Source organism: Kordia algicida OT-1 (assembly GCF_000154725.1).
Taxonomy (GTDB): Bacteria; Bacteroidota; Bacteroidia; order Flavobacteriales; family Flavobacteriaceae; genus Kordia; species Kordia algicida.
Map to the genome: position 1 here is coordinate 1581661 of NZ_DS544873.1, position 21044 is coordinate 1602704.

At 33.8% G+C, this 21044-nt stretch carries 20 protein-coding genes; 7 read left to right on the forward strand and 13 right to left on the reverse strand.

All coding sequences use genetic code 11. From position 1 onward, the window contains the following. Positions 1–104: 104 nt before the first annotated feature. The 5 genes from KAOT1_RS06645 to KAOT1_RS06665 all read right to left on the reverse strand — a co-directional run bounded on the left by KAOT1_RS06645 (position 105) and on the right by KAOT1_RS06665 (position 5937). A complete protein-coding gene (locus KAOT1_RS06645; protein ID WP_007093982.1) occupies positions 105–683 on the reverse strand; it encodes a TlpA family protein disulfide reductase in 579 nt (192 codons plus the stop codon). A 6-nt stretch (positions 684–689) separates the two neighbouring features. Next, a complete protein-coding gene (locus KAOT1_RS06650; RefSeq protein ID WP_007093983.1) occupies positions 690–1109 on the reverse strand; it encodes an OmpA family protein in 420 nt (139 codons plus the stop codon). Between the two features lie 191 nt (positions 1110–1300). Further along, entirely contained in the window at positions 1301–2428 is a 1128-nt protein-coding gene (bshA, locus tag KAOT1_RS06655; RefSeq protein ID WP_007093984.1) for an N-acetyl-alpha-D-glucosaminyl L-malate synthase BshA, read from the reverse strand. A 12-nt stretch (positions 2429–2440) separates the two neighbouring features. Beyond that, positions 2441–5353 (reverse strand): glycoside hydrolase family 3 N-terminal domain-containing protein, encoded by a 2913-nt coding sequence (locus KAOT1_RS06660; protein ID WP_040559376.1) that lies wholly within the window; start codon positions 5351–5353, stop codon positions 2441–2443. A gap of 152 nt (positions 5354–5505) precedes the next feature. Beyond that, positions 5506–5937, reverse strand: a complete 432-nt coding sequence (locus KAOT1_RS06665) for a hypothetical protein (protein ID WP_007093986.1) — start codon at positions 5935–5937, stop codon at positions 5506–5508. Positions 5938–6248: 311 nt separating this feature from the next. Between KAOT1_RS06665 and KAOT1_RS22795 the strand changes: the two genes are divergently transcribed. The 4 genes from KAOT1_RS22795 (at position 6249) to KAOT1_RS06680 (ending at position 9079) form a co-directional block, all read left to right on the forward strand. Beyond that, a complete protein-coding gene (locus tag KAOT1_RS22795) occupies positions 6249–6419 on the forward strand; it encodes a hypothetical protein (RefSeq protein WP_157560072.1) in 171 nt (56 codons plus the stop codon). Between the two features lie 318 nt (positions 6420–6737). Then, positions 6738–6977, forward strand: a complete 240-nt coding sequence (locus KAOT1_RS06670; RefSeq protein ID WP_007093987.1) for a class I lanthipeptide — start codon at positions 6738–6740, stop codon at positions 6975–6977. Positions 6978–7119: 142 nt separating this feature from the next. Then, entirely contained in the window at positions 7120–7884 is a 765-nt protein-coding gene (locus tag KAOT1_RS06675) for a nucleotidyltransferase domain-containing protein (protein WP_007093988.1), read from the forward strand. A 22-nt stretch (positions 7885–7906) separates the two neighbouring features. Next, a complete protein-coding gene (locus tag KAOT1_RS06680) occupies positions 7907–9079 on the forward strand; it encodes a lanthionine synthetase LanC family protein (RefSeq protein ID WP_007093989.1) in 1173 nt (390 codons plus the stop codon). A gap of 820 nt (positions 9080–9899) precedes the next feature. On the opposite strand, the gene KAOT1_RS06685 is transcribed toward KAOT1_RS06680, so the two are convergent. From KAOT1_RS06685 to KAOT1_RS06720, 8 genes are all read right to left on the reverse strand, one after another. Then, positions 9900–10106 (reverse strand): hypothetical protein, encoded by a 207-nt coding sequence (locus KAOT1_RS06685; RefSeq protein WP_157560074.1) that lies wholly within the window; start codon positions 10104–10106, stop codon positions 9900–9902. A gap of 188 nt (positions 10107–10294) precedes the next feature. Beyond that, positions 10295–10510, reverse strand: coding sequence for a hypothetical protein (locus tag KAOT1_RS06690; protein ID WP_007093991.1), 216 nt, complete (start codon positions 10508–10510; stop codon positions 10295–10297). 146 nt (positions 10511–10656) lie between these two features. Then, complete coding sequence (locus KAOT1_RS06695; protein WP_007093992.1) at positions 10657–11142, reverse strand: hypothetical protein; 486 nt, start codon at positions 11140–11142, stop codon at positions 10657–10659. A 6-nt stretch (positions 11143–11148) separates the two neighbouring features. Continuing rightward, complete coding sequence (locus KAOT1_RS06700; RefSeq protein ID WP_007093993.1) at positions 11149–11787, reverse strand: hypothetical protein; 639 nt, start codon at positions 11785–11787, stop codon at positions 11149–11151. An 18-nt stretch (positions 11788–11805) separates the two neighbouring features. After that, the gene (locus tag KAOT1_RS06705) at positions 11806–12585 is read right to left on the reverse strand and encodes a (Fe-S)-binding protein (RefSeq protein ID WP_007093994.1); all 780 of its coding nucleotides are present in this window, start codon (positions 12583–12585) and stop codon (positions 11806–11808) included. A 27-nt stretch (positions 12586–12612) separates the two neighbouring features. After that, positions 12613–13923, reverse strand: coding sequence for a (Fe-S)-binding protein (locus KAOT1_RS06710; RefSeq protein WP_007093995.1), 1311 nt, complete (start codon positions 13921–13923; stop codon positions 12613–12615). 24 nt (positions 13924–13947) lie between these two features. Next, positions 13948–14919 carry an MlaD family protein gene (locus KAOT1_RS06715; protein WP_007093996.1) on the reverse strand — a complete coding sequence of 324 codons (972 nt, stop codon included), beginning with the start codon at positions 14917–14919 and terminating at the stop codon, positions 13948–13950. A 63-nt stretch (positions 14920–14982) separates the two neighbouring features. After that, positions 14983–16110 carry an N-acetylmuramoyl-L-alanine amidase family protein gene (locus KAOT1_RS06720; RefSeq protein WP_007093997.1) on the reverse strand — a complete coding sequence of 376 codons (1128 nt, stop codon included), beginning with the start codon at positions 16108–16110 and terminating at the stop codon, positions 14983–14985. A 280-nt stretch (positions 16111–16390) separates the two neighbouring features. Between KAOT1_RS06720 and KAOT1_RS06725 the strand changes: the two genes are divergently transcribed. From KAOT1_RS06725 to KAOT1_RS06735, 3 genes are all read left to right on the forward strand, one after another. Beyond that, positions 16391–19072 carry a putative LPS assembly protein LptD gene (locus KAOT1_RS06725; protein ID WP_007093998.1) on the forward strand — a complete coding sequence of 894 codons (2682 nt, stop codon included), beginning with the start codon at positions 16391–16393 and terminating at the stop codon, positions 19070–19072. A gap of 170 nt (positions 19073–19242) precedes the next feature. Continuing rightward, positions 19243–19632 carry a Rid family detoxifying hydrolase gene (locus KAOT1_RS06730; RefSeq protein ID WP_007093999.1) on the forward strand — a complete coding sequence of 130 codons (390 nt, stop codon included), beginning with the start codon at positions 19243–19245 and terminating at the stop codon, positions 19630–19632. 402 nt (positions 19633–20034) lie between these two features. Then, a complete protein-coding gene (locus KAOT1_RS06735; RefSeq protein ID WP_007094000.1) occupies positions 20035–20991 on the forward strand; it encodes a T9SS type A sorting domain-containing protein in 957 nt (318 codons plus the stop codon). The last annotated feature ends 53 nt before the right edge of the window (positions 20992–21044 follow it).

Here is a 21044-nt window from a genome sequence, read left to right on the forward strand (position 1 = left end):
GTAGAGCACATAAAATTCACCACAAACACTTAGGGAAAGCTGATGGAGAATGTTTTGGAATGCTTTGGGTTCCGATGAAATATTTTAAAACAAACAAAAAGCCATCACTCAGCAAGCGAAAAAGCTAACAATTCATCTATTTGATTGCGAACGGTTTCACTATTCCAATTAGAAACTCCAATTTTCTTCATAATAATTTTTCCTCGATCATCAATTAAAAATGTTGCTGGAATACTGTTTGAATACAATTCTTTAGGCGCTTTTTCTGAGGAATAATACACTGGTAAATTGTACTGGTTTTTTCCTAAATACGCATTGACTTTTTCAACCGCATCATTTGCCACAAATAGAAACTTGATTTTATCTCCATAATCTTTATGCAATTTGTTCAAGTTTGGCATTTCTGCAATGCATGGCGGACACCAAGTTGCCCAAAAATTAATCAAAATGATTTCTCCTTCCATTTCCTGAAAGTTTACATTTTTACCTGAACTATCTACTAAATTCCAATGAAAATCGTTTACAACCTCTCTATTGGTTTCTTCTATGCTTGCCGGACTAGAAACTGCAACGTATACTTTTAGCAATTGAACTTTAACAAAAGTACCAAGAGGTGTAAAAAGCAAAAGCGCAATTGCAACAAAAAAAATGATATTATTTCTTAGTTTTTTTGTGATGTTCATAAATTTTTATTCTGTTTTTACAATTTCTATACGATCATTTTTCATGTCACCTATCCTTGTAGGAGTATGATATATACGATCAGTTTCTCCAAAACCTTTTGCAATTAATCGTGTTGAATCTACACCTCTATTAATTAATTCTTCTTTAATGATTTCTGCTCGTTTTTGTGTTTTTACTAAATTATCTTCTTGTTTTCCTCTCAATGTTGAATGAGATTTGACCATATAGGAAGCATTTGAGTTTTTGATAATGACAGCTAATGTGTCTAAAATTTTGAAAGATTCTTTTTTCAATTCTAGTGATGCTGAATTTTTAAATTTTAATTGCGCTGAAAGTTCTTGTATTTTTTGAGAATGATCTTGTGAAAAGACCTTTCCAACCAAAAAGAAACAAGTCACAATTACAATATATTTTAGGTTTTTCATCGATTAAATTTTATAACAACGAAAGATATATAATTAGTAGTAATTAAGAAATCAACAAGGCAATCTAAAAGCATTCACAAACCTGTCAGAATAAAACTAGAATCATACTGCGGTAACTGCAATGAATTCAAAATACATGGCTGTGACTAAGCGAAGTCGAAATGTATGGCGGTGACTGAGCGGAGTCGAAGTCACGCCATTTCAAAAGCCTTTTGATAAATAAACTCATACACAGGTACAATTTTATTAATATCAAATGCTGCTGCTTCTTTTTTGGCTACCGCTTTAAATTTTGCTAATTCTGCATCGTCTTTTAAAATTTTAAGCGCGTTGCGCGACATGTCTTGTACATCACCAACTTCACTCAAATATCCTGAAACACCATGCACATTTACTTCTGGTATTCCTCCTGTATTACTCGATATGACTGGAACGGATGAAATCATAGCTTCTAAAGCTGCCAATCCGAAGCTTTCCGTTTCCGATGGTAATAGAAATAAATCCGAGAAGCATAATATTTTATCAATCTCGTTGCTGTTTCCTAAGAAAATTACCTTATTCGAGATTCCCAATTGCTCACATAATAGCTCCGCAGGTTCTTTTTCTGGACCTTCGCCAACCATCATGAGTTTGGCAGGAATTTCTTTTTGTATTTCATAGAAAATTTTAATCACATCATCAATACGTTTTACTTTACGAAAGTTACTAATGTGTGTAATAATTTTTTCATCCTCAGTCGCCATCAAACTACGTTGACAATCCGTAAATCCTTTATCGTATTTAGAAACATCAATAAAGTTTGGCACAACATCAATTTCGCGCTTTATGTCAAATAATCGCAAGGTATCTTGCTTTAAACTTTCTGAAACCGACGTGACAACATCTGATTTGTTGATGCTAAATGTTACTGCCGATTTGTAAAACGGATGACTTCCTACTAAGGTAATATCGGTTCCGTGAAGCGTCGTAACCATTGGTACGGTGATTCCTTCTTCCGCCAACATCTTTTTTGCCATATAACCTGCGTATGCATGCGGAATGGCATAGTGCACGTGCAATAAATCAATTTTGTGTAGCTTCACCATATCGACCAATTTGCTCGATAACGCCAATTCATACGGTTGGTAATGAAATAGTGGATATTCTGGTACATTTACTTCATGAAAATGAATGTTTTCGCTCAATAAAGCCAAGCGAACAGGCTGTTTGTACGTAATAAAATGTATTTCGTGTCCTCTATTGGCTAAGGCAATTCCTAGTTCGGTAGCTACAACGCCACTTCCGCCAAATGTAGGGTAACATACAATTGCTATTTTCAAAGTTAGTTAGGTTTAGTCTTCAATTGCTTCGTATATGAGCTTTTGAATTTTGGTTCGTATATCAGTTTTAATTAGTTTTCTATTCGACATCGTCGGATAGGTTCTGTTAGATAAGAAAACGTATACAATGTCTTCATCTGGATCTGCCCACGTGTACGTTCCTGTGAATCCTGAATGTCCAAAACTATTCATCGATACACAACCACAAGTTGGTCCAACATCGCCAAGTTGCGGTTTGTCAAACCCTACGCCGCGTCGGTTGTCTTTGTGGCAATAGTAACAGTTGTTGAATTTTGCTATGGTTGCCGCATCAAAATATTTGACATTACCGTACGTTCCGCCTTGTAAATACATTTGCATGATTTTGGCAACATCATTGGCATTGCTAAATAATCCTGCGTGTCCTCCTATTCCACCTTGCATGGCTGCGCCCATATCGTGAACGTAACCTTGCAATGTTTGATTTCGATAATAGTCGTCAATTTCTGAAGGAACTATCATTTTTTTTGAAAATTTTTCCAACGGATTGTATGTTGTGTAATGTGCACCTAACGATTTGTAGAAATAATGTTGTGTAAGTTTGTTTAAATCAGTTTTGTATGAAGCTTCTATATAATCTTTTAGAATGTAAAAAGGCAAGTCACTGTATTTGTATCGCTTTCTTTTTAGTAAATCACTGTCAATGATACGTTGCATGATGGAATCTTTGTATTCCGCATTCATGTATAAGTTTTTAGCAACTTTGATACTGTATTTTTCTGATTTTTTGTTGCTGTACCATTTTTTATCTGGCTTTTTGGTAATGGAGTCTAACGTGTTTACATAGAAAGGAATCCATGGTTTTAAACGTGCGTAATGCGATAGAATTTCTACTACTTTTAGTTTTTCTTTGTTGGTTCCTTTGAATTTTGGCAACAAGTCTACAAGTTTGGAATTGAGCGCAAGATTTTTGTTTTCTTCTTGTTTCATTACCATTGGTAAGGTTGCTAATATTTTTGTCATGGAAGCAACATCATAAATATCACTGTCGGTTACTTTTTGTTTTTTCTTGTACGTATGATACCCAAAGTTTTTGTTGTAGATTACTTTTCCTCTACGCGCGATAAGCAATTGTACACCTGGCGCCATTTTTTCAGATACAACTAATTCCGCTAGCGAATCAATGCGTTTTAGTTTTACCGAACTGACACCAACCGTTTCTGGCAAATCATAACCTAAGCGAGAGAGTTGTTGCGTAACAATTCCCGTACTTAGCGGAAAGTCGTTTTTGATACGAACAGGCAATTTTCCTTCTGCTTTTAATGCTCCAAAAATGATTTGTGCAGAAATTTCTTGAGAAGCATCACTGTTTTGATAGGATACAATAATGTTGTCAATATTGGTAAAGCTTTTTACTTTGTTGAGACTGTACGGACTTGCAAATACATCTAGAATTACCGTATTGGTTCGTGCTACTTCTTGCAACCAAACGATTTCTTTGTCTGTAAATTGATAGTCTTCTGTTGAACTTGCGTCGGATTTGTGAAAACCAATAATTACCGTTGAATAGTTAGAAAGTCGTTCAACTAAATCGGCAAGATTTTTTCCTTTGATGATGTCTACCGCAGCATATTTACGTAAGGTATTGATAAATGTACTTTCGTTTGCATCGCCCATTTTTACGTAGGCAATTTTTTGTTTATCTAAGTTTTGAATCGGCAAGATACTGTCATTTACTTTTACCGCCGTAATTGCATGTTTGATGGCTTTTCGGTGCAAAAGATCGTCTTTTATGAGTTGCAAATCTATTAGGATAGAATCTTCCTTTATCGGTTCAGCCGTGAACAAACCGTGCTTGTATTTTGCGGCGAGAATCTTTTTTACAGAATACGCCAAGCGTTCTTCTTTGATGAGTCCGACCATGATTGCTTCTTCAAATTTTTGTAGCACCTGAGGCAATTCTCCCGGAAGGAGCAATATATCATTTCCCGCCAGAAATGCTGCCAATTCTACATCGCCAGGTTTTTCGTTGGCTGTGAGTCGTTTATCATTGAGTTTCGCCGAAAAGATGAGTCCGTTATACCCAAATTCTTCTTTGAGTATTTTGGTGACAACGTTGTAAGATAACGACGCAGAAAGTCCGTCAATAGGTTCGATATTTGGCACTTGTACATGTCCAGTCATGATTGCCTCAATGTTGTTATTGATGAGATTTCGGTACGGATATAAGTCTACATTTTCTATATATTCTTCAGAAATATTCAGTTCGGGAAAGGTTGCTGCGGCATCCAAAGATTTGTTTCCCATTGATGGAAAGTATTTTGCGCAAGCGACAACTCCTGATTTTTGCATGCCTTTGTGAAAAGCGAGTGTTTTTTCGGTTACATTATTTTCAGATTCTCCAAATGAACGATTTCCTGCTACAGATGTTTTAAAACTATGTACAGCAGTGTTTGGTGCAAAGTTTACATGTATTCCCAAACGCTTACTTTGCTCTCCAATACGTTGTCCTATTTGTTCTATAAGATAGTTGTTTTGAATGGCGCCAAGCATCATATTGTGCGGATAGGTTGGTAAAGAATCGAGCTGATTTCCTAAGCCAAATTCGGCATCCATGGAAATGAGCAACGGAATTTTGGAAAGGTTTTGAAATTGATTGGTAAGTTCAACTTGATGCGTTGGATTTCCGCCTAAGAATAGTACGCCACCAACGTTGTATTTCATTATTTGTTGCTTTATTCTATTGTCGGCAGCCAAACCTTTGTTAGCATACGCGCCAATGGTAAAGAGTTGTCCTAAGCGTTCTTTAAGCGTCATGTTTGTGTAGACACTATCTACCCATTTTTCTTGAGCTGTGTATTTCTTTGGTAGCTTTGTGTACGGTTGATGCGCACTTATTATAAAGAGGGAAACGATAAAGAGGATGATCGCGCTGAATTTATTCATAGGGTAACTTTCACTTACATGTACGGTATTGGTAAGACAAAAAAGATGCCATTTTTTACCGCATTCACAATATAGATTAAATGTACAGACTTTCTCGCACACAAAAAAGTCTTGTTGAAAATTAACAAGACTTTTAGATTTTTGTATGATGCTTATATTTTTTGCTTTTTGAACGGTTTCTGCTCTTTTTCGTTGGGAAATGTTTGTTTAAAGTATTTTTCTATCATTTTACGATGCATTTCCATGCGTTGTTTCCAAAGAGAATCTATATTTTGATGGCGCTGCAAGAAACCAAAAGGAGTGTTTTGTGATTTTGTGTCTATTTCTGGAAAAAGACTAGCGAATTCTTTTGGAAAAAAGTTTTTCATTAATGAATCAAGCTTTTTAGAATGCATTTTTAGATTTCCGCTTGAAGATGAATATGAATAGATAGAATCGTATTGGATAAGATTTCCGTTTTCGTCATATTTTTTGTTGACTTCTACCCTTTCATCTGGTTGTTGTTGATTTTTTGTTGATTGTGCATTACTCGTTTGCGCTGTAAGAAACGTCAAAAATACACATACCATTGTGAGCTTTTTCATGAAATTTCTATTTTAAACAGTTAAACATAGTTTTTTGAATGTTTTTTTGTATTTAACAAATAAAATGCCATGAGTTTTTAAAGCAGATTGACAGTATTATTTTTTTGATTTTTTTAACAAAAAAGTGACATTTTAAACCTTTTTATTTTTTCTTAAATCATCTTGCATCTCAGCAATAGTGTCATTTTGACAGAAAATAAATATTGACTTTTATAAAATCATTTTATAATTTAGACTAGCGAAAATGGCACACTTTATGCCTTTTTGCTTTTGTATTTTTATTCGGTTTAACTTTTTAATTTTTTTTAATTATGGAGAAACAACCTTTAAGAGTCCAATTAGTAAAGAAAAGAGGGGAAAGTTATCAGATTAAACTTCCATATTTGGACGTTCCCGTTACTGTTGATACGGAGATTTATAGCAGAATGCTAAAAGATCCAAGTTATCAATTTGGCAATAATTCATTAGCCAATTATTCGTAAGGATAGATATATATTCGTTCTATAAAACTTTTTTGTAGGATGTAATGATGTATGCTATCTGTTATTTCGTTTTATAAAAAAGTCTTGCTCGTATTGTTGAGTAAGGCTTTTTATATTCTTCTTTTACATGATTAATAGATTTTAATATTATGCAGTATAATCTTTAAGTATGTCACACCTTTGATTCGTAAGGCATTGCTTTCAATTTTGAGTTTATTTTCTATTGCCTAAATCATCTAATTTCGGGCAGCTTGTGTTTTTTATTCGAGTTTTAATGAATTGCTTTGTGATATTATTAATATTAAAATCTATTTAATTATGAAAAAAAAGTTTTCTCGTTCACTTTCGTTGAACAAAAAATCAGTTGCTTCTTTGTCTAACAAAGCCCAAAGGCGAGTTGTTGGAGGAAATGACGACAAAACAAATTATGAAACTTGTGAAATTAATTGTATTCCAGAAACCGTATATCCAACATGTGAAGATACGTGTCATACCGATTGCAATTGCACAGGAGCCTTTTGTTATACGGGAGATCAAGGTTGGGGAGCTTGTTCTTAATCATCAATTTGTAAACTACCATCAAGGCGCAATTACCGTTGCGCCTTGATTAAAATTAGACATTCTCAAATATCCATTTGCGATTTTATCCTATTTCAACGTAGAAATGATACTTTAATTTTATTCCGTTAATTTTTAAAGAATGATCCCAACAAACATTACATCTATTTTGGAATCTTATGTTTCTAAACTAAAAGAAAACACCGAGATTATTGGTGTGTTTTTAGTGGGTAGTTATGCCACGGGGCAATTTTCAGAGCATTCTGATATTGATATTAAAATTATTCTGAATTCTAATGTTAGTAAACGGTATAAAGGTGTAAAAATTTGTAATGGATATCATATTTCATATACTGCTTATCCTGTAACGGAAGCCTATGATTACTTTTATTCACAATTGCGATCGTATTCGAAATTTCAAGCACGCATGCTTTCGCAAGGAATCATTTTACATGATGTAACTGGAGAAATGAAGCATTTGAAAGAAGAAGCCATTTTGGTTATGCAATTGCCTTTTATAAAGCATCCCTTAAAAAGTTTACAATTACAAGCGTATAGTCTTTGGAAATATAAAGATGCATTACTGCAAGACAATTTGGGCATATTTACCTTGAAAGAGTTTCATGTGTTTTTAGAAAAATCGTTGATTTTATACACGAAATTGTTGGGTGTAGAATGTATTTTTCAATATCCGTTTTTTAAGATGGAGAATTATATTTCAAATGTCTCTTTTAGAGAAAAGTACAATATTCCTAAGTTTCCTGATGAATCGTTTTTAGATATGTATGTAAAAGGCATCACGCTTACGGTCGCTGATGATATTAAAAATACAGCACGTAGCATTTTTAATGTTATAGAAACCAAGTTACAGATTGATTTTGAACAGTTTGAAATTGTGAGTTCGTGAGTTTGTTATTTAACTGAAAGCAATGAAAGAGAAAATTCATTTACATTTAGAAAGCATTGATTTCTTCATTAAATCATTTGATAATAAGTCAATTACCATCAATAGTGGTTTGCCTGGTATTATTATTTTTTACTTTCATTTACACGAAGTTACTAAAGAAACTCGTCATTACGACAGTGCTATTCACTATTTAGAAATATTGTACGATCAACTGGAAAATGATCTTCCCGATTCGTATTTGTTTTCTTCAGGTTTGGCTGGTATCGGTTGGTTTTTCAATTATATTCGACGTTTTGTTGAGATTGAAAATGCTTTTGATACTGCTGAATTTGATATAACTTTTATGGAAGTTGCTAAGAACGAATTGAAGCGAAAGAATTACGAATTTATATCAGGTTTCAGCGGCATCTTACTTTATATACTTTCCAAAGAAAATACAGATATACAGCTACTTCAAACATTTGTTGATGATGTGCATGAAGATATTTTTAAATTGGAAGATCCGATTTCCTTTTTTGAACAAAAAGATACACGACACGAATTTCCTAGTATTAATTTTGGGGTTTCCCACGGAATGTATGGCTTTGTCGCTGTTTTGAATAAATTATTCGCAAGACAAATCAATCCGAAAAAATGTGAAGCTATATTAAGATTAATCATCAATTTTACCTTTAAACACAAAAAAGATTTTATTACCAATGGCAGTTTTTTTCCAAACAGAATTGGCAAAACAATAAACCAAAGTAATCATAACAGACTCGCTTGGTGTTATGGAGATTTAGGAATTTTGACCGTTTTGTATACAACTAGCTTTCTTTTAAAAGATATAGTTCTTCAAAAAGAAGTTACAACGATGTTGATTCATACAACGCATAGAAAAGATATGGAAGTTTTGATGATGAATGATGTTTGGTTGTGTCACGGCACTTCTGGAGCTGCTCATATTTTTCAACGTTTATATATAACTACGCAGATTGATGATTTTAAATTTGCTGCTAATTATTGGTATTCAAAAACGTTGCAACAGTTAGATCGTGGCACACCTCAAATTAAGTCAAATCATACACAAATAGGCAGTTATGCTCGAAAAGATGTCACAGGCTTTTTACTTGGATATGCAGGTTTGGGACTTTCTTTGTTAAGCAAATTACAAACAACTACTTTGGATTGGGACGAAATGCTATTAATGTCTTAATTTATATTGTAAAACTTGCCTCTTATACAGACTTATAAAAATGCAACTATATATTTTATTAATTAACGTCAGTTCGATATAAATCAATCAATTTATATTTATAGTAATTTTAGAAATAATTCTGTTATGCAATTCATTTTCAGCGTTTTATTTTCGTTTTCTTTGCTTACCCAAAGAAAAGAAACAAAAGAAAGGGAACTTTTCCAGAGGTATTTTTAGTTTTTCTTTTAGGGAAAAACTAAAACCGCATGAGTTTTTCTAAATTTTAGTTCACCATGCTCTATTTTCAGTTATGGAGTTCATGAATTAACATTTCTCCAAGGTTTCAAAAATTTTTAACGAAAAACTCCTGCTATACTGCGGAAAAGAAAAGTTTCAAACTAAAATTCTTACGTCGAACTCACGTTAATTAACATAAGTTCAATATAACTTTTATTTTATAAAACTGATTTTCAGATATATAGTAAAAATGTCAAATTGAGCATTATTGAGATTAAAATATATTTTACATCGAAGATACTAGCGGAGTTATAGATTCGATTGAAACAGCTGTTTTTACATTGTTCTCGTACGCTACGCTCGGTATCTACGATAATGCTCAAACTTACAAGTAGTTATTTTTCAGTAAATTATAAACTATTTAGTGATTTCTTAAGTCGAAATCACGTTAGTTAGTTTGTTACTTATAGTGTAAATATAAAAAAGCCTCACTCTGTACAAGTAAGGCTTTCCTTTTTTATCAAACTTGTTGATGTAAAACATTTTTACGTGTTTTCCCTTATAAACATATTGAAGTAGGATAAGTTTATGTATTGATTTTTTATTGCTGTGGGCAACCTTGACATGTCCAATCACCTCTTGTTGGACGTACACATGGATTTCTGGTAGGAGTATCACAGCCTGCACATGAAGGTTGAGTTCCTGTACAAATATCTGTGTTTCCGCCACCTTTAACTTTTTCAATTTGTAAGTTGGATACTGAATTTTTTCTTAACGCTAATTTTCCGTTTAAATTTCTTTTTTTCATAATGATTATTACTTTTGTTTTCATAAAGATAAACAAATTGAAAATCAAACAGTTATGGTTTTTCCATACTATATTTATTCTAAAATCATTTTTTTAAGAAAAAATTACAACTATCTAAAAATGTATTTGTTATATAAAAAAAGGTAAGCAAATTGCCTACCTTTTATGTATTTTAAGAAATGTAATTTCTATGCTGGACTACAACCAATAGTTCCATTGTCAGATCCGCATGGACTGTAACAAGAAACGATTTCGCTAAATTCACACCATTTGGAATCTCGCAAGCAACCTGTACCTGTGGCTGCAGCTAATCCTGCTTTGATTTTTGCTTCATCTGGATGTCCTTGTAAATTAGAAATTGCTGTTTTTCGCAAGCGGAATTTTTTTAATGATCTTTTTTTCATGATAAAAATGTTTTGTTGAATCTCTAAGTTACTGAAAATTAAGCTATTTTACATATAATCATCCTACATATTTTATCCGTAAAAAAGCACAAAAAAAGACAAACAGTACTGTTTGCCTTTTCGCTATTGATATTTTGAAATGTTTTTTAGTTTAAAAAACGTCCGTGCCAGCTTTCTTTGGCAGGAACTTCCCAGTTTTCAAGGAATTCTGCTTTTGTTGCTACTAAGTTGTTAAAAACAATGGTGTTTCCTGTAACCGCTTTGTCTTTTGCCATTTTTCGGAATGCTTTTAAGTCTTTATACGCAATGTATTGTCCTTGTTTGTAAGATACGTTCATTTTGTCCATTAAATCAACATTGTATTCTTTTTCTAATTGCTGAATGAAATGTACAGAAGCATCAATAGAACAGCCAGTTGCCGCTTGTTTGGTTTGGTCGACTGCAATGATGATGAAACGCTTGTACTTTATTTCAAAAGAGGCTTCTAAGTCAGTTCCGTGTGCTGTCCATTGCGTAATGAAGTTGGATAGTTTTGTGTGTAATTCTTCCAATTCGGTTTCACTGAATGAGCGATTGGCTTGATATATCCAAACTCGTGCTTCGTCAGCTATTTTATCAAATGCTACCAACATAGTGTTTTAGTTTACAGCTTCTATTTTTCTTAATACTTTGTATGTGCGGTAATCTTTGAGTTTTGGATCGTACATTTCTTTGTTTTCATACGATACTTTTACTCTTTGATTTTTTAGTTGTTTTACATCGTCCAATAATTCTTGACCTTCAAAATACTCCATCCAAAGTAATTTATAAGTTCTTTTATTGTTTGCTTTGAAAGTTACAATATTGAATTGTTCTTTGGTAAGCTTTACGATTTCTCCAAAAACCATTGTTGTATTGTCTGAAACGACAGGCTGCGAATTTTCATTATCAAGTTCTTCCTGAACCAAGTCTTTCGCAAATACCATAAATGTATCTGGACAAATTTCAAGCATTTTGAAACCTATTTCTTGTCCTAATTTTTCAAGCGAAGCGGAATCATCTAGAGAAACAATCATAAATTTATCCAAACGCTTTTTATATTTTCCGTACGAAGACATCATACAAAGTCCTAATTGTACTTCTACTTCATCTGCGGTTAAACCTTCTGCCGTTTTTGCAGAAACACATTCGCAAACTTCATTAGTTATTTCTTTTAGCACAGCATCTTTTGTGTCCTTGTTTTGTGCAAATCCTATGGTTGCGACTAATAGGATGATGGTGGTAATTATTTTTTTCATCGGTTTGATTTTGTTTTTTTATAGATTTTGTGCGTTTGCAATTAATTCAGCAATATCTTGAACAATGATACTGTCTTCTTTTTCTTTGTATTTAACACCATCTGTCATCATTGTGTTGCAGTATGGACAACCTGTTGCAATGATTTCTGGGTTTGTTTCTAGCGCATCTTCCGTACGCAATACATTGATATCTTTGTCTCCTTTTTCAGGTTCTTTGAACATTTGTGCGCCTCCTGCTCCACAACATAGTGCTGTAGCTTTGTGGCGTTTCATTTCTGTTAGGTTTGCATTTAGAACACTTAGTACGTCACGAGGCGCATCGTATACTTCATTCGCTCTACCTAAGTAGCAAGGATCGTGAAACGTGATACGTTTTCCTTTGTACGTATCTCCTACATTTTGCAAACGTCCGCTATCTATGAGTTCTTTTATAAATTGTGTATGATGCACTACTTCATATTTTCCGCCGAGAGAAGGATATTCGTTTTTTATACAGTTGAATGAGTGCGGATCACAGGTTACAATTCGTTTTATTTCATAACCATTGAGTACTTCGATATTCATCATAGCTTGCATTTGAAATAAGAATTCGTTTCCTGCACGCTTTGCTACGTCTCCTGTTGAGCTTTCTTCTGGTCCTAAAACAGCAAAGTCAACATTTGCTTTGTTTAAGATTTTCACAAAAGCTTTGGTAATTTTTTTTGCTCTATCGTCATAACTTCCAGCAGAACCAACCCAAAATAATATTTCTGGTTGTTTCCCTTCTGCCATGTATTCTGCCATTGTAGGTACTTTCATCTTCGTATCTTTTTAAGTTGTCTTTTTTTAGTTTTCGTCTTTCCAGTTCAATCGATCCATTTGGTTGTAAGGCCAAGGCGCTCCATTGTTTTCAATGTTCCCCATCATTACGTTGAGTTCTGTTGGTGCTGCCGATTGTTCCATGACTAAGTATTTACGCATTTCCATGATGATTGATAATGGATCAATGTTTACAGGACATGCTTCTACACAAGCATTACAAGATGTACACGCCCACAATTCTTCAGTAGTGATGTAATCGTTTAAGAGTGATTTTCCATCGTCTACAAACGTTCCATTGTTGGCATCAATATTTTTTCCGACTTCTTCCAGACGATCTCTAGTGTCCATCATTATTTTACGTGGCGAAAGTTTTTTTCCCGTTAGGTTTGCAGGACATTCACTTGTACAACGTCCGCATTCTGTACAAGTATATGAGTTCATCAGTTGTACCCAGTTTAGATCTTGCACATCCGAAGCACCAAATTTTTCAGGTTCGCCTTCGTCTTCTCCTTCCGCCGGAGCGGCAAAAGGATCGGCATTCGGGTCCATCATTAGTTTTACTTCTTTCGTCACACTTGCATCATTTACAAATTGCCCTTTTGGCTTTAGGTTTGCATACCATGTGTTTGGAAACGCTAAGAGTATGTGTAAGTGTTTTGAGTAATATAAGTAGTTTAAGAATACTAAAATTCCTGCAATGTGCAACCACCAAGCTGCTCTTTCTATGATGTGTAAATGTTCTCCTGAACCAAATAAACCTGCAATGTGTTTGCTTATGATGTTCCCTGATCCCATTGCTTGAAATTCTGCATCAGTTGCATTCATCACTAAGAATAACGTCATTAATACAACTTCAAAGTATAGAATGATGTTACCATCACTTTTTGGCCAACCTTTCATTTCGGCGCTTAAGAAGCGTTTGAGTTTGATGACATTTCGTCGCAACCAAAAGATAATTACGGTAATTAACACCAATACTGCTAGTATTTCAAAACTTCCTATTAAGAAACCATATACGCTGTCTGGCAACACTTTAGTGAATACTCTGTGTGTTCCAAAGAGTCCGTCAATGATGATTTCAAGAACTTCTAGGTTGATGATGATAAACCCAACATATACAATAATATGCAAGAAACCTGCAATAGGTCTTTTTACCATTTTAGATTGTCCAAGCGCAATCATTGCCATATTTTTCCAGCGTTCGGATTTGTTGTCAGAGCGATCAACATCCTTTCCTAGTTTGATGTTTCTGGTGAGTTTTTTAACGTTTTTTGCAAAGTAACCTACGCCAACAATTAATAGTATGGCAAATAGAATATTAGGAATGTACTCCATGAGTAATTATTGTTTGATGGTTATTTAGTTTTTCTTTTCTTCTTTTTCGTCTTTTTCTCCTTCTTCTGGTGGTGAGTATGGTTTTGGTCTTTTTCCAAATAGTGAGAAATGTACGTAACGTTTCGGATTCAACTTCATGTCTTGAAGCAATTGCTCCATTTGTAAAGATGCGCCTGTAAGATTATCGTATAATTTTTCGTCTCTCAATAATTTTCCAACAGAACCTTCTCCATTTTCAATACCAGCAATGATATTATCGAATCGATTGATTGTTCCTTGCATTTGCTTCATGGTTTTATTGAGCTCTAGTCTTGCCAACGAATCGGATATTGTAGACATGTTAGACGCCATATTATCGAGATTTGTAAATGTGTTGTCTAGTTTATCTTTATTACCATCTAACAATGAATTGAATGTTCCAGAAGCTTTTTTGAAATTAGAAATTGTCGTCATTAAATCTTCGAGACTTTTTTTGATATTGTTTCTCGAATCTTTGTTTAAAATTTCATTAACAGAAGTTAACAACGAATCGGTGCTTACCAACATTTTTTCTACTTTGTCTTGTAATGGAGTGAGTTGATTTTTGAAGGTATCAATCATTCCTGGTTGTATTACAGTTTGTAAAGTATCTCCAGAAACTGCAACGGCTCCACCATCGCGTTTGATAAGAATTGCTAAAGATTTTCCACCGATAAAACCATTTTCCTGCAACTGAACCGTACTATTTTTTGAAAACTGAAAGTCATTTTCTAATGCTATAGTGACCATTGATTTCCCTGAAGCTTGTAATTGAATGTCTTGTACCTTACCAACCTTAAAACCATTTATGGTTACTTTCGTGGCGGGAATTAAACCACCAATGTCATTGTATTCTGCATAGAAAATACGATCATTAGATAGTACAGACCTTGACATTAAGTAACTAATTCCGAAATATAAAAGGACTAGCGCGGTAATTGCTAGAAATGCTGTTTTGATTTCTCTGGATATTTTCAATGTATTGGGAATTTGTGAACTTCACAAAATTAACATTTTTTTACTAAGAATACGTCTAATTTATTATTCATTTAACGCATCTGCCAATGATATTTTTTTTCCCTTTTTGTATGCAACGACATAACAATCTTTGTAGCCTTTGCGTTTTGCATGCTCTTTTAAACGCTTTATCTCCTCATAATCAGAAGTTTTACCATAGAAATAGCGATATATTTTTCCTGATTTTTCTCTAGATATATCTTTTAATCCTTTAAAATTGTATGATTTTGTAGCAATCTTTTTTGAACTAGCAGAGAGTTGTACTTTAAAAGTAACACCTTTTATCACTCTTGAAGCTTCTTTTTTATCTTCGTCAAGCTCGTCAATAACAACATCATCTTCACTAAAAGTGGTTCGCGTATGCAACTCTATATACTTTTTAACTGCATTGTATAAAGATTGCGTCATGATTTTTTTTCCTCGTTTCGAGTTTAAATAATCTTCTTCCTTTTTGTGCGTTAAAAAGCCTAATTCAACCAATACACTTGGCATGTATGTTTTAGATAACACCCAAAAACCTGCCTGCTTTACACCTCTGTCTTTTCGCTTTGCGGTAACTTTAAACTCTTTTTGAATGTAAGATGCTATTTCAATGCTTTGGTCTAAATATTCTTCCTGTAAAAGGATTAAACTAATGAGTGATTCTGGTGAACTCGGATCAAATCCTGCATAGGTTTCTTCATAGTTGTCTTCCAAGAATATTACCGAGTTTTCACGTTTGGCAACTTCCAAGTTGGTTTTATTTTTACTTAAACCTAAAACAAACGTTTCCGCACCATACGCAGTTCCTTTTTTTCCAGGTTGTGCGTTGCAATGTATCGAAATAAATAAATCTGCTTTTTTCTTGTTTGTTTTTACCGCACGTTGATTTAGTGTTGGGTACGTATCTTTGGTACGCGTGTAAATTACCTTTACATTGGGAAGCTTATCGAGCATTTTTCCCAAAGCTAGTGAAACATCTAAAGCGATGTCTTTTTCGGTAGTTTTGTATCTGCCTGTCCCTGGTGTTCCTGTATCGCGCCCGCCATGTCCAGGATCAATCATTACTACAAATTGTTTCTTTTTTGAAGAATTATTTTCGCCATCTCCATTTGCTGCAACCAAAAAGCTCGTTGTACAGAGGAAAATTAAAATTGAAAAATATGTATGCATAAAGTTCGTTTTCTATACGTTACTAATATAATAATGCGTATTGTGCATTCCTTATTGTGTTAATTATAATTAAAATATCATAAATGTATGATAAAAATACACGACTAGGTTTGGCACTTCAAATATTGAGCCATACTTTTACGGCTTTCGTATATGAGCGAAAATATAAAAGTTAGTTGATTATTCATAAAAGAAATCTTTCTTTTGTGTTATATAAAGAATTTGGATTAGACCATTGCAGACAAAAAGATTTTACATAGGTATACAGCTAATACTACTTTTGATTAGTTCCTTTGCTTTTTCACAAGAACTTCCTAAAAGGAAAAAACTTCCATTCAAACCTGGACAGGAGCAGGAAATGGATACCCTAAAGGTTACTCTTAAAGATTCTATAAGGATAGGAACACGCAAAGTAAACGACAGCATTAAGAATGATTCTATTCAAAAAGATTCTGTTCCTGAGAAAGCACCTGTATTACTCGACTTGGTAAAATACAAATCCAAAGATTATGTAAAAATTAGTCAGCGAGACAAAAAAATCTATTTATATGATGAAGCCGAATTGTATTATCAAGATACAGAATTGAAATCGGGAATTATCGTATTAGATTATGAGAAGAATGAAGTGTATGCTGGTCGTTTGAAAGATACTGCAGGCGTATATTCGCAAGCGCCGTATTTTAAGCAGGGTAATAATATAGTTGAACCTGATTCTATCCGATTTAATTTTGACACCGAAAAAGCACTGATTTGGAATTCTAGAACCGAGCAAAACGGAACTAAAATTGCCAGCGAACTCTCTAAAAAAGAAAATGATTCGGTGATTTTCTTGAAAAATGCAAAATTCACCACTTCTAAAGATATTGATAATCCTGAATATTTTTTCCTCGCACGAAAGATTAAATTAGTTCCGAACAAGAAAATCGTTTCTGGTTTTACCAACTTATATATTGCAGATGTTCCAACGCCAATTGGAATTCCTTTTGCGTATTTTCCGTTAACGGACGATAGAGCTTCTGGTTTTATCTTCCCTACTTTTGGAGAAAACAGTAGTCGTGGGTATTTCTTTCAGAATGGAGGATATTATTTTGCCGTCAGTGATTACTTCGATCTCGCGCTTCTGGGTGATTATTATACCAATGGAAGTTATGCCTTTCGGGGCGAATCCAATTATGCGTTGCGGTATCGCTTCCGCGGAAACCTAAGTGTACGATTTGAAGCCGTAATTAACAGTCAACGAGGCTTCCCAGATTACAGCAAATCCAACATTTACAATATTCGTTGGTCACACAATCAAGATGCAAAAGCAAATCCGAATTCGCGTTTTTCTGCTTCGGTAAACTTAGGTAGTAGCTCGTTTTACCAAGCTTCTATCAATCAATTAAATACTCCAAATTTCTTGAATAACACGCTGAATTCGTCAGTTTCGTATTCCAAAACATTTCCATCATATCCATCAGTAAACATTTCGCTTACGGCGACGCATTCGCAAAATACCAACACAGAAAGCATCAACCTTACACTTCCTACATTACAAGCAAGTGTAGAACGTATTTATCCATTTGCGCCAAAAGACGGAACGAAAAAAGGAATCATTCAAAATATTAACTTTCAATACAATTTACGAGGAGAAAATAGAATTAATACTACCGATTCGTTATTCTTTAAGAAAGAAATGTTTGATGATGCCAAAATGGGACTGAGACACAGTATTCCTGTCAACACGAACTTTAAATTATTGAAATACTTAAGTGTGAGTTTGGGTGGAAACTATGATGAAGTCTGGACGTTTAAAACCACGGAACGTTCGGATGCTATTATTGATCCTGACGATCCTACAATGACAGAGCAAATTGCTTCTGTAAAAGACACTATTAATGGTTTTGATTCTTACAGAACCTACAATTTTAGTGCAAGTATTGGTACTACGTTATATGGTACATTTGATCGTGGAGAAGATCGAAAAATTCAAGCCATTCGACATACATTACGACCTTCTATAAGTTATAGCTACAATCCTGCTTTCGATCAATATTATGATACGTATATAATTGATGCCGAAAATAGAACAATGCAAGAATATACACGTTTTGAAGATGGACTTTTTGGCGTGCCGAGTCAAACATTTGCAAGTTCTATAGGATTAAACGTCGCCAATACGGTAGAAGCCAAAGTACGTTCAAACGATTCTACACAAACAGAACCCAAAAAGGTAATGTTATTAAACAGTTTAAACTTTGCTACAAGTTATAATATTGCTGCCGATTCTTTGGCTTGGGCTCCAGTGCGCGTTTCTGGTAGCACCGTGTTATTTAATAATAAACTAAATGTGAATTTTGGTGCAAATCTAGATCCGTATGCGATTGATAACCAAGGTACACGAATTAATAAATTTAATATTGATAATGGTGGAAGTTTATTTCGTTTAACGAGCGCCAACATGACCCTAAATTATTCTTTCTCTAGTAAAAGTTTTGAAGGAAAAGGGAACAATGCTGATAATACCCGAAGTGGTGGACGTGATGATGACTTATTTGGTCGAGCACAAGATTTTAGTGACCGAAATTCCTTTCGGGATGAAGACGATGATGATGACGAAGAAAAAGAAGACGTTGAAGCCTATCGCGCTAAGATTCCGTGGGACTTACGAGTCGCCTATTCTTTGACGTATCTCAACAGCAATCGACAAAATGAAATATCCAACAACTCGCTAATGTTTTCTGGTAATGTGGAATTAACGCCGCAATGGAAAGTAGGAATTTCTTCGGGTTATGACTTTAAAAACAAAGGTTTTACCTATACACAAATGCGTTTTGAACGTGACTTGAAAAGTTGGCGAATCAATTTTAACTGGGTTCCGTTTAGTACCAGAGCTTCTTGGTATTTCTTTATCGGAATTAAAGCATCTATCTTACAAGATATTAAGTGGGAACAACGAAGCGAACCAGATAGAAGGTTGTAGTTTTAGACTTTGTTAGACTTTTTAGACTTGCTTAGACTGGTTAGGTTTTTAGATTGGTTTTACTTTTAGATTGTGGAATTTTTGAATAACTTTCAGCTGTTTTTCTAATACGATTATTTCTTGTAAGAAAAACAAAAAACCAATTACTCATAACCAAAAAAACACAACTAATGTCAAAAAGAATCATTACTACACCAAACGCACCTGCGCCTATTGGACCGTACAATCAAGCAACACTTATCAACGGAACTTTATATACTTCGGGACAAATTGCCATTAATCCAGAAACGGGAGAACTGCTAAAAGGTTCTATTGAAGAAGAAACCAAACTCGTCATGGAAAACATGAAAGCAGTGTTGGCTGCTGCCGATATGACTTTTGAGAATGTTGTAAAAACATCTATTTTCATTAGTGACATGCATAATTTTAGCCAGATAAACAGCGTATACGGTCAGTATTTTAATGATGAAACTGCACCAGCGCGAGAAACGGTAGAAGTTGCCAATTTACCAAAGTTTGTCAATGTAGAAATTTCTATGATTGCTGTAGAAAACGCTTAAAAGTAAAAACATCATCATAACACTCAAAACCTCGTAGATATTTCATATTTACGAGGTTTTTTTATGAAACATCTACTTTCTCCTCAATTTAAAAAACTACCAAATTTACTATAAAATAAAAAAAATCACACATTGATTTTTACGGTTTTTCCATACTTAACGAAATTTTAGAAAACAAGCATAAAAGCCTGATTTTTAGTTATAAAATCGTTAAAATTTATAAAAAATATTTAAAATATGTAGCTTTAATCTTATTTTTATAAATCTTAATTTCTACTTTATTAGAAGTGTAAATCTTTTTATATAGTAATCTATATCTTATTTATTAATAGAATTAAAAGGCAGTACATCTCTGTGTGACTTTTAAAGTTATTTTATTATTAACCATTAAATCAAACTGTTATGAGAAAAATTTTACTTTATTCAATCTTTTTAATTTATTGTATCACATATGCACAATCACCGAGTGGTTGCGATTCCACAGATTGGCCAGATACCGTATATCAATCTGGAAACGGAGTTGCCTTTAGTGTTCCAGAAGGTTCGGGCGAAGGCTGGACCTATAAATGGATAGTTACCTCTCCAAATTTGGATATTGTTTCAGGACAAGGAACACCAACCGCATACATTAAAGGAAATATGGGACATGATAGCGGAACTGTTTATGTTGTAAAATGTAAAGATTTTGAAAGCGCGTGCTCTGATATGAAAACCGTAACCATTGAAACCAATTGGGAACCTACACCAACACCAATTCCGTTACTTACGTGTATTGGTTATGAATCTGTTGTTCCTGAAGATATTACGCTAGAAGGCAAACTAAATGTTTGTACAGCAAGTAGCCTTACAAACTTAGCTGATACAACATTAAATCTCACATTTACTTGGTCAATTAAATTTGATGATGGAACGTTGTTAGTCTTGAACGGATTAAATCCTGTTTTTAGAGAAAAATGTCTAGAAAATCCTGTAAGAAGCATCGGATTAGAAATTTCGAATGGGATCCTTTCTAAGAAATTTTATGCTGGTGTATTAATTGGAATTCATCATATTCCTGGCTTTGGAATTTTAGACCTTCTTACCTCTTGTGTTACTGGAGAAAGTTGCGATGATTCTAACGGACTCCTTTTTAGAAATATACAAATATTTCCAAATCCAACTACTTCTACAATTCGATTCAGTGGTGATAATTTAGACGACTATTCAATTGTAATTTTTGATAGTAATGGAGAAAAAATTATGGAAAAACCCACTATTTCTAAAGAAATCAATCTTAAAAATCAACAAAAAGGTTTGTATTTCTATGTAGTTAGAGATCGTGAAGGAAATGAAAAAACGGGAAAAATCATTCGAAATTAAAATTGTAAAAGAGGTTGTCTCAAAAGTTCAATTTCTAACAAGTATAACTCATG